11 protein-coding genes are annotated in these 12,699 nt (G+C 58.8%); 8 read left to right on the top strand and 3 right to left on the bottom strand.

What is annotated here, in order from left to right; translation table 11 throughout:
- Positions 1-15 precede the first annotated feature (15 nt).
- A complete protein-coding gene (lexA, locus tag OXG98_16840) occupies positions 16-633 on the bottom strand; it encodes a transcriptional repressor LexA (protein MCY3773675.1) in 618 nt (205 codons plus the stop codon).
- Positions 634-889: 256 nt separating this feature from the next.
- On the opposite strand from lexA, the gene OXG98_16835 reads away from it, so the two are divergent.
- Positions 890-1,237 carry a spore germination protein GerW family protein gene (locus OXG98_16835; protein ID MCY3773674.1) on the top strand — a complete coding sequence of 116 codons (348 nt, stop codon included), beginning with the start codon at positions 890-892 and terminating at the stop codon, positions 1,235-1,237.
- Here the strand turns inward: OXG98_16835 and OXG98_16830 are convergent.
- Both OXG98_16830 and OXG98_16825 read right to left on the bottom strand, forming a co-directional pair.
- Positions 1,231-3,225 (bottom strand): peptide transporter, encoded by a 1,995-nt coding sequence (locus OXG98_16830; protein ID MCY3773673.1) that lies wholly within the window; start codon positions 3,223-3,225, stop codon positions 1,231-1,233. The genes OXG98_16835 and OXG98_16830 overlap by 7 nt on opposite strands.
- A gap of 21 nt (positions 3,226-3,246) precedes the next feature.
- Positions 3,247-3,729: a hypothetical protein gene (locus tag OXG98_16825; GenBank protein MCY3773672.1), complete on the bottom strand. Its 483-nt coding sequence runs from the start codon at positions 3,727-3,729 to the stop codon at positions 3,247-3,249.
- 355 nt (positions 3,730-4,084) lie between these two features.
- On the opposite strand from OXG98_16825, the gene OXG98_16820 reads away from it, so the two are divergent.
- From OXG98_16820 to OXG98_16790, 7 genes are all read left to right on the top strand, one after another.
- A complete protein-coding gene (locus OXG98_16820) occupies positions 4,085-5,188 on the top strand; it encodes a Gfo/Idh/MocA family oxidoreductase (protein ID MCY3773671.1) in 1,104 nt (367 codons plus the stop codon).
- Between the two features lie 75 nt (positions 5,189-5,263).
- Positions 5,264-6,172, top strand: a complete 909-nt coding sequence (locus tag OXG98_16815; GenBank protein MCY3773670.1) for an ATP-binding protein — start codon at positions 5,264-5,266, stop codon at positions 6,170-6,172.
- 227 nt (positions 6,173-6,399) lie between these two features.
- Positions 6,400-7,272 carry a xanthine dehydrogenase family protein subunit M gene (locus tag OXG98_16810; protein MCY3773669.1) on the top strand — a complete coding sequence of 291 codons (873 nt, stop codon included), beginning with the start codon at positions 6,400-6,402 and terminating at the stop codon, positions 7,270-7,272.
- A gap of 6 nt (positions 7,273-7,278) precedes the next feature.
- Complete coding sequence (locus tag OXG98_16805) at positions 7,279-7,749, top strand: (2Fe-2S)-binding protein (protein ID MCY3773668.1); 471 nt, start codon at positions 7,279-7,281, stop codon at positions 7,747-7,749.
- Positions 7,750-7,862: 113 nt separating this feature from the next.
- A complete protein-coding gene (locus tag OXG98_16800; protein ID MCY3773667.1) occupies positions 7,863-10,139 on the top strand; it encodes a xanthine dehydrogenase family protein molybdopterin-binding subunit in 2,277 nt (758 codons plus the stop codon).
- A gap of 294 nt (positions 10,140-10,433) precedes the next feature.
- Positions 10,434-11,699 (top strand): class I SAM-dependent methyltransferase, encoded by a 1,266-nt coding sequence (locus OXG98_16795; protein ID MCY3773666.1) that lies wholly within the window; start codon positions 10,434-10,436, stop codon positions 11,697-11,699.
- On the top strand, positions 11,700-12,699 hold a 1,000-nt coding region (locus OXG98_16790; protein ID MCY3773665.1), incomplete at its 3' end, for an ATP-binding protein.

Genomic DNA, 12,699 nt, shown 5'->3' with positions numbered 1-12,699 from the left:
CCGAAATGCCCCGGTTCAACCCATTCTGCGGAAAACCCCGACCACCTTGCCCACGATGGATACCTCGTCGGCGATGATCGGTTTCATGGTCGGATGGGCGGGCACGAGCTCGAACCGGTTGTTGCGGCGATAGAACTTCTTGACCGTAGCTTCGTCGTCGAGCATCGCGACCACCGTCTCGCCCGGCTCGGCCCCGGGCTGCTCGCGGACCAGGACGTAATCACCGTCCATGATGCCGTCTTCGACCATGCTGTCCCCGTGTACCTCGAGGGCGAAGATATTCCCGCCCTGCTTCACCATGCTCACCGGAAAAGTCATGTACTCCTCGATGTTCTCTTCGGCGAGAATCGGCAGCCCGGCGGCTACGCGGCCGAGGACAGGGACCTGAACGACATCGCCGGTACCCGGCGCGGAGATATTTCTTGAACCCATGATTTCTATTGCGCGGGGCTTCATGGGATCGCGGCGGATATGGCCTTTCTTCTCGATCGCCCGCAGGTGATCGTAGGCCGCGCGGGTACTGATTCCGAACTGTTGCGCGATCTCTCTGACACTGGGCGGATACCCTATCCGGCCGACTTTCTTGCGTATGTACTCGTATACGTTCTGCTGCTTGGCCGTTAACGCCTTCATAAGGTTGAACTCCCTGAGCTCACGGAGCTTCAAGCAGAGGTTTTACCATTTTCTTTCTAATGGAATATGACCGAATACCGGAGAATGTACACAACATACGGTTAGTCGTCAAGAAAAAACTTCCACACGTTTCGGGCTCCCCTCAAGTTCGGGCACGACTCATTCCCCCGGGGCGGCGTCAAAAATACATATGCATGGACCGGCGGCCGGTTTATATTGAATCGAGCGTTCGCGGCCAGGGAAACAGGAGATCGCCATGCCCGTCAATGAAATGATCCAGACCATGCTGGAGGAACTGCGCCAGATCGCCGATACCGAGGTGCACGTGGGCAAACCGATGCAAATCGGTGATTCCTGGGTGGTTCCGGTTTCCAGGCTGTCGCTGGGATTCGGCGCCGGCGGATTCGGCGGCGAGGCAGATCAGAAGAAGGGGGCCGGGGGCGGCGTATCGGTCGAACCGGTTGCGTTTCTGGTCATCCAGCAGGACCGTGCGCAGCTGCTGCACATGGATTCCCCCAGCAGTCCCATGGGCAAATTGCTGGACATCATGCCGGACGTCATTGAGGAATTGAAGCGGTATACCCGAAAAGACGGCGATCAGTAGACCAGGGGCGCCACAGTCTTCGAGATCAGCGCCACGGCTACCGTGGCCATGCCCACCAGCCCCGTGCCGCAGGCGTATCCGGCGGCCAGGACCGGCGTGTACCGCATCCATTTTCGCCTGCCGAATTTCCTTTCCATGTAAAACCTTCCCAGCAACGCGCCCAGAAACTGGGGAATGAAGGCGTGGGGCACCGTGCCCACGCTGGCGATCACGCCGAAGATCAGCATGACGGGAAGGTTGAAGGCCGCCAGGACGGCGTAGGCCAACACGCCGAAGGCCGCGCCGCCTACCATGTACGGGACCTTCAGCGCCTCGATCAGGTAGCTTGACTCGAATCCCGATCCTGCCGTGCTGGAGTACCACAGCGCCTGCATCGTGGCCTGCTGCTGCCAGAATTTCTGCGCATAGGGATAAGCCTGCGACGGTATGGGCGCGAGTCCCCATACGAAATGCCAGAAAAGCAGGCTGCAGACGAGCAGCACGGGAATCATGACCAGTTCGGCCTTGAGCACGCTCGTGAACCGGGTGCCGGTCAGTTCGACTTCGCGAAAGGCCTGGGCCTGTCCTCCGTAGTTGAAAATCGGTATGGGCGCGAACCAGATGTCCACTCCCTTGTAGCCGCTCAGGATGAACGTGGCCTCCTTGATGAGGGGGAATTGCAGGTCGGCGCCCGTGATGGCGCGCAGGCGGGCGCTCGCGTACGAACTCAGCGGGGTATAGATGAACCCGTAGAAGACGAAGAAGAGGATGGGAAATCCGGGCACGAGGCGCCAGCTCAGGACGACGTAGCCCACCGTCAGGAGCAGGAAGGCGCCGAAAATCACGGACAACGGAAAGTCCCCTCTGCCGGGAGGCGTGGTGTTTCCGGCAGGCGAGGCGCCGTCCGGTCCGCCGCGCCTTGCGCCGCCCGTCCGCTTCCTGAGCCCCGACAGAATGCTCCATCCGCCGATGAGCGCGACGGCGAGGCCCGTGCCGATGCGGACGCTCATCCAGAAATCGATATCGTTGACGAGCGTGGTCTGGATGGCGTCCATGCCCGGCGACCAGGTACGCAGGATGTTCAGATCGTAGAGCAGCGGGTTGAGGACTACGGTCAGCAGGGCGCCGACGGCGGAACCGACCACGATCCAGAAGGGCAGCACGAACCCGGTCAGCACGGGGCCCAGGCCCAGCTCGACCGCCATGGCCGCGGCCGGCAGGATGTTCTCCGTGTTGCGCGTCAGGTCCGCGAAGGGAATGGGAATCAGCGTGATCGGCTCTGCAAGCAGTGCGCCCGTGACCGCCGGTATGCCGATGTAGAATGCGCCGAAAACGAGGCCCAGCATAGCCCCGATGCTGAAGGCGCGCCAGCGCCACGATTCCTGTCCCGCGGAACTCTCCGCCAGGGCCGTGGCCCCCTCCGCCTGGATCGGGGCCAGGGGAAACGGAAGCCGTTCCACGTCGGCCGTCACGCGGAAGAGTCCGTAACCCAGCGTGAAGGCGCTCGCCCGGTTGAAGATGTGGAGCACGGCGATGAGCAGGATCGGCACCAGCCACTCCCCGTGCAGCAGCGTGCGCAGTACGATGGCTTCGGAATCCGCGCCGGGAGAGATCCAGGAGGGGATCTGGTCGTCGATGCCGAATGCCCTGGCGCCGGGAGACTGGACGAAGTACTGGTACCAGATCAGCTGGGCGAAGGGGCCGCCGGAAAGCGCCAGTCCCACGCCGGCGGTGAGGCTGGCCGCCACGTAGTACAGCATGTAGATTTCCTGGCGGCTGAGCGTGGTAAAGGACCGGCGCGCGACTTCGATGAACAGGATGATCGTGGTCCATTCCGCCGCGGGGCCCAGGCTCTGGCCGGCGATCAGGTTCAGGTAGATCGAACCCGGGATCATGAACAGCCCGAGGAAGACGATGCCGATGACCGTCTTTACGTTGAACCCTTCCTCGTAGACCTGGGGATGGCCGGAAAAGGCGGAGGCTGGCAGGTCGTCCTTGACGAGGGTCATGCCCTGGCTCTTGGGGTGGGGTTACTCATCCGCGGAGGACGTGCCGGCTTGCCGCTTGAACCAGACGTCCGTGAAACTGATCAACCGCCCGGAGGAGTGGCGGAAGTTCTCGGAGGTGCGAACCAGCCTCGAACCGTCGAAAGTGAAACGATCCTCGAATTGCCGGTCGTTGTCGGTTACGAAGAAAAACACGTTGTCCAGAACGTTCCAGCGTCCGTTTTGGACACGGACGGTCGTGGAATCCGATATGACAGTCGTATCCACCTGTCCGTACCGGCCGTCGGCGCTGAGGCGGAGGAGTCCACCCACCTGTGGGGGAACCAGCATGAGCCGTTCCTCCACGCTGCCGGTATCCGTCTGTGTCGTGGTATGGATCGTACGGCTTTCGAGATCGTAGTTCCCGACGAGAGGCCGGGCGATATGGCCTGGCCCGACAATATCCTCGCTGCATCCCGCCATCAACGCGCTGAAGAGCACACCGTAAGTTAGGATCTGCTTGATCAAGGCTTTCTCCGGCGGTTGACCGCGGCGTCGCGCAATGCACGATGCGTTCCGGCGGCGATCCGGACCGATTCCGAGCGACCGGGTACGCAGGGCCGGGAACGCTTGAGATTATAGGCAAGCCCCTTATGGACGTCAAGCGATTACGGGTCTGCCAAAGGGTATATTTCGCTTGACGTTTGGCGCCCGGCAGATTAGAAGTGATGGGATTTTGACCGGTGGGATTCGCACTGCCGCGCGGTACCGGTTTCGCGGCGGCCGGCTCTCGTTTCAGACAAAAAGACGCGGTTCGTATTCAGTGACCGGTTTCCGAAATCCGACCCTCGCAAGGCACCAGGACGGGAGAGGCAACAGCCCCATGTCGGCGCTCAAGGCAGGCATCATAGGATGCGGCAACATCAGCGGAGTATACTTCGAGGCGGGCCGGAAGTTCGCGGCATTCGACGTGGCCGCCTGCGCCGACATGATCCCGGAGCGTGCACAGGCCAAGGCCGCCGAATACGAAGGCGTGGAAGCGCGGACGGTGGAAGCCCTGCTGGACGATCCCGCGATAGAGATCGTCATCAACCTCACGATACCCGGCGCCCACGCGGAGATCGCCCGGGCCGCCCTGGAACACGGCAAATCGGTGTACTCGGAAAAGCCCATGGCGATCCGGAAGGAGGATGGCCGCGCGTTGCTCGACCTGGCCGGGGAAAAGGGAAAACTGGTGGGCGGGGCGCCGGACACCTTCATGGGGGCGGGTATCCAGACCTGCCGGAAGCTCATCGACGACGGCTGGATCGGCGAGCCCGTGGCGGCGACGGCCTTCATGTTGAGCCCGGGACACGAGCGGTGGCATCCCGATCCCGGCTTCTTCTACCGGCCCGGCGCAGGGCCCATGCTGGATATGGGTCCGTACTACGTCACGGCGCTGGTCAATCTGCTCGGGCCGGTCGCCCGGCTCACCGGCGCTACGCGAATCACCCATCCTGAACGCACCATAACGAGCGAGCCCCTGTACGGTGAGAAAATCGAGGTCGAGGTGCCGACGCACCTGGCCGGTCTGCTCGAGTTCGAGACCGGCCCCATCGGGACGATCGTGACCAGTTTCGACGTATGGCATCACGAATTGCCCCGCATCGAGATATACGGCTCGGAGGGGTCCCTGAGCGTGCCCGATCCCAATTCATTCGGCGGACCCGTAAAGCTGCGCCGCGCCGGCGCGGAATCCTGGACCGAGATGCCCCTGAGCCACGGATACGAGGAGCAAAGCCGCGGGGTGGGCGTGGCGGATATGGTCAGCGCTTTGCGCTCGGGCCGTCCGCACCGGGCTAGCGGCGAACTCACCTGCCACGTGCTGGACGTGATGCTGTCCATCGAGGAATCGTCGGAGTCGGGCGAGCACGTCACGCTGGCAAGTTCCTGTACCAGACCGGCTCCCCTGCCGCTGGGACTGGCGCCCTATACCTTGGATCCCTAGTTGGGACTGGCGCCCTATACCCTGGATTCCTAAGTTTGGAACCCGCACGCATAACACCATAACGAAAACGTCATCATGCCCAATCATACCGTAAGAACCCTGTCCGATCTGCTGCCCCGCCTCGAAAGGCTGATGGACCGCTTCGAAGCGTTTCTTTCCGCCTATACGGGACAGCGAGAGCATGCGTCCGGCGACGTATACTCCGAGTCCATCGCGTTCCGATGGCGTAAAAAAGGCGGTAGGGGTTATCTGGAACCGATCGTACATCCCGACCTGGCGGACCTGGGCGATCTCTTCGGCCTGGAACGCGAAATCGGGGTCCTGGACCGGAATACCCGTCAGTTCGTCCGGGGGATGCCCGCGAACAACGCGCTGATCTGGGGCGAGCGCGGAACCGGCAAGTCTTCGGTGGTCAAAGGCCTGCTGGCCCGGTTCGCCGGCGAGGGCCTGCGCATGATCGAGGTCCGCAGGCAGGATCTGACGGATCTGCCTGAAATCGTCGAACTCCTGTGGGACCGCCCCGAGCGTTTCGTCCTGTTCTGCGACGATCTGTCTTTTATGGAAGACGAATCCGTCTATCTCGAGCTCAAGGCGCTCCTCGAAGGCAGCCTTTCCGCCCGGCCCGACAACGTGCTCGTCTACGCCACGTCGAACCGCAGGCACCTGATGCCTGAAAAGCTTGCCGACAACACGTTGCGGTTCAGCCCGGACGACGATGAAATCCATCCCCAGGAAACCGTGGAGGAGAAGGTGTCGCTGAGCGACCGTTTCGGCCTGTCCATCGGTTTCTACCGGATTACCCAGGACACCTATTTCCGGATCGTCCGCCATCTCGTCGATCAGCGCGGCCTCGACATGGACGCGGAATTGCTGAGACGGGAATCCCTCCGGTGGCTTCAGCGCGCCAGCGGGCGTTCCGGCAGGGTGGCGCGGCAGTTCGTGGACGATCTCGAGGGACGCCTCAAACTGGGCGAATTGTCCTAGATTCAGGGTAGGCTCAATCCGGGCGAAATGGCATAGATTCGCACCCGCCGCGATATTTTGGGAACCGTGTTTCTTTCCCGCTTGACACGTTATTTTGCACGACCTAATGTATGTAGATCGTGTTTTGGATTTTCGCCGGCTGAGCCCGCGTTTATCCGGGTGTCCGGTTTTACGGCTATTTCTATTTCGCAGTCAACATTTCAAGGTTAACAGCAAAGGAGTGTGTCTTGCACGCATTCGACTACGCCACGCCTGAAAGTGTGGCCGATGCGGTGGTGATGCTCAGCGATCACGGGAAAAACGCCTGTGTGCTCGCGGGCGGCACGGACCTGATCGTGCAGCTCCGGGAGAACCGCAGGCGTACCGACCTCGTGGTGGACGTCAAGAAGATCGCGGAACTGAACGCATTGTCCTACGACGCCGCGACGGGCCTCACGATCGGGGCGGCCGTGCCCTGCTACCGGATCTACGGAGACGCGGAAATCGACGCGGCCTACCCGGGACTCATGGACGCGGCCAGACTGGTGGGCGGCACGGGGATCCAGGGCAGGGCCAGCCTGGGCGGGAACCTATGCAACGCATCCCCGGCAGGCGATACGATCCCCCCCATGATCGTCCTGGGCGGCGAGGCGGAGATCGCCGGTCCCAACGGAACGCGGAAAGTGGCCGTGGAAGACTTCTGCACGGCGCCCGGCCGCACCGTGCTTGAGGACGGCGAGTTCCTGGTGTCGCTCCATTTCCCCGCGCCGGTACCGAACTCAGGTGCCTTCTACCGGCGGTTCATCCCCCGCAACGAGATGGACATCGCCGTGGTCGGCGTCGGTGCGTCCGTCGTGCTCAGCGGGGACCAGTCCTCATTCGTGTCGGCGCGCATCGCCGTCGGCGCCGTGGCCCCTACGCCGCTCTTCGTGCGGGAGGCCGGCGAGGCCTTGGCCGGACAGCCCGTGTCCGACGAAGCGATCCGGCGGGCGGCCGACATCGCCCGCGACGCGGCCCGGCCCATCAGCGACATGCGGGGCACCGCCGAGTATCGTAAGCATCTGACCAGCGTATTGACGCGCCGGGTTGTGGAAGGCGCAGTTCAACGAGCCAAGGAGTAGCCGTCGATGTCGAAAAAAGTACATGTACAGACCACCATAAACGGAGAAGCAGTCGATTTCCTCTGTGAACCGCGCAACAGCCTGCTCGAAGTGCTCCGCGACGACCTGGATCTCACCGGCGCCAAGGAAGGGTGCAACAACGGCAACTGCGGGGCGTGCAACGTGATCATGGACGGCAGGCTAGTCAACTCCTGCTGCGTGCTGGGCGTCGAAGCCGACGGATGCGAGATCACGACCATCGAAGGCATCGGGGCCGCCGCCAACCTGCATCCGCTGCAGCAGAAGTTCCTTGAACACGCGGCCCTGCAGTGCGGAATCTGCACGCCCGGATTCATCGTTTCCGCCAAGGCGCTGCTGGACGAGAACCCGAACCCCACGGAAGACGAGGTGCGCTACTGGCTGGCCGGCAACCTGTGCCGCTGCACGGGATACGACAAGATCGTCCGCGCGGTCCTTGACGCCAGGAACGGTGCCTGACCGGGCGGTTCTTGAACAGGATGCCGGAACGCGACAAGAAACGATCTTGCGCGACTTGAAATGATCACGATCTGAAATGATCAGAAGGAAATGACTTAACGGAGGTAAGAGACGTGTCACAAAACGGACATAAGGTCATCGGAACCCGTCCGATTCGCCACGACGGGGTGGACAAGGTCACCGGCCGGGCGATCTACGGCGCCGATATCCAGCTTACGGGACTGCTCTACGGCGCGATCAAGCGCAGTCCCCATCCCCACGCGCGCATCAAGAGTATCGATACGAGCAGAGCGGAGGCCCATCCGGGCGTGCGTGCGGTCGTCACCGCCCAGGACCTGCCGCAGATCGCGGACAAGCTCGCCGACCTGGGCGAGGCGATCGTCAACCTGCGCGACGCCAGCAACAACGTGCTGGCCTATGGCAAGGTGCTTTATAAGGGCCATGCCGTTGCCGGCGTGGCCGCGGTAAATCTTCACGTGGCCCAGGAAGCGGTGGAGCTGATCGACGTGGAATACGAAGTGCTGCCCCACGTGACGGGCGTGCTGGAGGCCATGGAGGACGGCGCCCCGATCCTGCACGAGGACATGAAAACCACGTCCATGGGCGAGGAGACGGACAAGGTCAGCAATATCGCCAACCACTTCCAGCACAAGATGGGCGAACCGGACGGCGGTTTCGCGGAAGCCGACGTGGTGATCGAGCGGGAGTTCACGACCCAGACCGTCCACCAGGGCTACATCGAGACCCATAACGCCACGGCCCTCTGGAACGAAGAAGGCCAGCTCACCATCTGGACGAGCACGCAGGGCGCCTTCTCGGTGCGGGACCAGATGGCCGAAATCCTCCAGATGCCTATCTCGAAGGTCAAGATCGTGCCCCTGGAGATCGGCGGCGGATTCGGCGGCAAGATTTCCGTCTACCTGGACCCGGTCGCCGCACTGTTGTCGAAGAAGACCGGGCATCCCGTGAAGATGACGATGACGCGCGACGAGGTCTTCGAGGGAACGGGCCCCACGCCGGGTTCCTACCTCAAGGTCAAGATGGGCGCCACCAGCGACGGCCGGCTCACGGCCGCCACGGCCTACATGGCGTACGAGGCCGGTGCCTACCCCGGCTCGCCGGTCGGCGCGGGCGCGGGCTGCATCTTCACGCCCTACGACATACCCAACGTCCAGATCGACGGGTACGACGTGTGCGTGAACAAGCCCAAGACGAACGCCTACCGGGCGCCGGGCGCCACCAACGCGGCCTACGCCACCGAAACCGTCGTGGACGAAATCTGCGAGAAGCTCGGCGTTGATCCACTCGAGTTCCGGATCAAGAACGGAGCGAAGGAAGGCACCCGCCGGGCCGACGGTCCCGTGCATCCGGTCATCGGCTGTATCGAGACCACGGAAGCCGCGCTCGACAGCGAACACTACCGGTCGTCCCTCGAAAAATCGGCGAACGGCAAGGTCCGCGGCCGGGGCGTTGCTTCCGGTTACTGGTTCAACTTCAACGGCGGCCGGTCGGCCATATCCGTCAGCATCAATCCCGACGGCACCATCAACATGCTCGAAGGGTCCACGGATATCGGCGGGTCGCGGGCTTCCATCGCCATGCAGCTGGCCGAGACGATTGGCCTCGAGGCCACAGACATCAAGCCCTACGTGGTGGACACGGACTCGATCGGCTATACCGACGTGACCGGCGGCAGCCGAACGACTTTCGGAACGGGTTATGCCGCCCACGCCACGGGCCAGGCCCTCATCCGGGAGATGAAGGAACGGGCGTCCAAGCTCTGGGACGTGCCCGCCGACGCCATCGACTTCGCCGACGGGGTGTTCTCCTACCGGGATGACGCGGAGAAACGGGGCACCTTCAAGGAACTGGCCAGCCAGGCCGGCGATGCCGGCGGTCCCGTGGTCGCTCAGGTGAGCACGAATCCCGACGGCAGCGGGGGCGGCGCCTTCGCCACCCACGTCGTCGACGTAGAGGTCGACAGGGAAACCGGCAAGGTGGATATACTCCGGTACACCGCGGTCCAGGACGCCGGCACGGCCATTCACCCGAGCTACGTGGAAGGCCAGATGCAGGGCGGCGTGGTCCAGGGGATCGGCTGGGGACTCAACGAGGAGTACATTTACAACGACGCCGGTTCCATGACCAATGCGAGTTTCCTGGATTACCGCATGCCCACGACCCTCGACCTGCCCATGATCGAGACCATTATCGTGGAAGTGCCCAACGAATCCCATCCCTACGGCGTTCGGGGCGTCGGCGAAGTGCCGATCGTACCGCCGCCGGCCGCCCTTGCCAACGCCATCTACGACGCCACGGGCGTGAGGCTGCGGGACCTGCCCATGTCCCCGCCCCGGGTCCAGCAGGCCCTGGCGGAAAACGGCGGGTAGGCTCGGGTAGAGGCGGAACTGGGAAGCGTTTCTGAAGTGAAGACGCGAAGGGCGGGAGAAGGAGTTTCCCGCCCTTTTTGTATCAGTCTACAAATCAAGCGCGAGATTTACATTAACAAACAACACAGTTATCTCATGTGGCTTAAGGGTGATGGTGAGTGTATCAGGGGTCAGCGAACTAACAAAAATGGCACATGAACATCGTTCGACGTATTCCCACCATGAAACCTAAAGCACGTTAAATGTCCTGTATTTGTAACTGTACATTCAGTCCTTATTGTTTGAGGTAATGACATGAAACTCGTCGAGGATTTTGTTACATTCAACTCTTCGGAAATACCTGTAGATTCATTTTGGAACACGGGTGAGGAAAGAGAGTTGAAAATGCACAGGATTCATGGCTATCCCGCTAAGTTCCCAGCGTTTATAACTACAAAGGCCCTTTCATATGCTGCTCAACAAGGATTGACCGTAAACCGAATAGCTGATGTGTTCTGTGGTTGTGGCACTGTCGCACTTGAAGCTAAGCGAAATTACATAGGATTTTGGGGATGTGATCTCAATCCAGTCGCTACACTTATCGCAAAAGTAAAAAGTCACAAGTATCAAGATGCGCGTTTAAGCAAATACTATACTGAAATAGAGTCATTGTTTCAATCAGGTAGAAAACCACCTCCACGATATGTAAATGCACCAGAGCGTCTTAAATACTGGTACACAGAGAGACAGTATTGCGACCTAGTCCGTCTTAGAGACGCGATAGAAACATGTACACCTAAACAAAGCCCATACCGACTTTTCTTTCTGTGTGCATTTTCAAACATTCTTAAAACAACTTCTCGGTGGCTGACAAAATCGATCAAACCACAAATCGACCCGCACAAGCGTCCAACTGAAGTATGGAGTGCGTTCTTGAATCAGTACGACTTTATGAAAACTGCTAACAACGAAATTGACTTCAGTGGTGTTTTAACGACCGAAATCGTTACAGGAGACTTCCTGTCATCTGGAAAAACCTGTCCCAATGTTGACATGATCATAACCAGCCCACCATACGTCACATCGTATGAGTATGCGGATCTTCACCAATTGTCGTCACTTTGGTTGAAATTCACGAAAGACTACAGGGAACTACGTAAAGGATCGATAGGCAGCCTTTATCACAAATACGACTATGAAGGTGGGTTAGAGAAACTGAACAATTCAGGAAAAGAGACTGTACTTCGCCTACTTGCGAAAGACGGCTCGAAAGCCCGTTCAGTAGCGAAATACTACCTTGATATGCAGAAAGTTGTGAATAAGTGCAAATCAATGCTTAAAGAAGGTTGCATGGCACTATTTGTGATTGGGAATACCGAGTACAAAGGAATTCGGATAGATAATACCCACCATTTGGTTGAATCACTCATTGATTCTGGCTTTGAGGATCTTCGTATCACCAAACGTAAAATCAGTAAGAAAACCTTAACGCCATACCGTGATGAAAGAGGTCGTTTCACATGCGATAGCTCTGGCAGAAAGGTTTATTCAGAAGAGTTTATAGTAATCGGGAGACGATAAATGACATTAGAATCTACTGGGACAGTTATTGACACAATCGATGTCAGGATAAGTTACAAGATTATTGAGCTTTTCTCAGCCGGCTTATACTCCAGTCCCAACAAAGCTTTCGAGGAACTGATCTGTAATTCATATGATGCCTTTGCCCAAATGGTGTGCGTCCATGTGCCGTCCGACTTAACAACACAGGATTCTCATATCTGGGTATGTGATGATGGAGAAAGTATGGATCAGGCCGGGCTTAAAGATCTGTGGCGTATTGGTGAGTCTTTCAAACGAAGCGATTTGGAAAGGGACAAAAGGCGATTGCAGATTGGCAGGTTCGGTATTGGTAAACTCTCGACCTATGTACTAGCAAACAAACTAACTTATGTTTGCAAACACTCTAGCCGATACCTTGCCGTCACAATGGATTATTCAAAGATCCCGGAGGATGATAATCCATTCTCGCTTGATGAACGCGAATTAACAGAAGATGAAGCTTATACGGTAATCGCTCCATTTCTCGAGCGAAATCAAATTGATATGATGAGGTTTGATTTGTGGGGGGATCAAGCCCCTGACACCTGGACGTTTTCCATAATGACCGAACTAAAACCCAAAGCAATGGAAATAAAGGAGGGTAGGCTAAAATGGGTGCTTCGAACAGCCCTACCTCTCAATCCAGGATTTCAACTTTATTACAACGGCTCTGAATTAGAATCGTCCAAGATTGATCGACCAATTAAGAAGAAATGGATCATTGGACAAGATGATGAGACTGCAGAAGATCACTTGGACGAAGCTACTAGCCGTGAAGTAGATGGCAGATGTTATGTTGATTTCCCAAATTTGAAAGGGGTTCACGGGTATTTCGAGCTTTATGAGGATTCACTAGTTGATATTTCAAAATCCAGCGGTTTAGGCAGAAGCCATGGGATATTTCTTATGGTAAGGGAGAGGCTTATAAACTTGGATGACCCACTGTTAGGTATGGAGTCTTTCTCACATGGACCTTTTA

Source organism: Gemmatimonadota bacterium (assembly GCA_026706345.1).
Classification (GTDB): domain Bacteria; phylum JAAXHH01; class JAAXHH01; order JAAXHH01; family JAAXHH01; genus JAAXHH01.
This window is presented reverse-complemented; position numbering and strand designations above follow the sequence as displayed.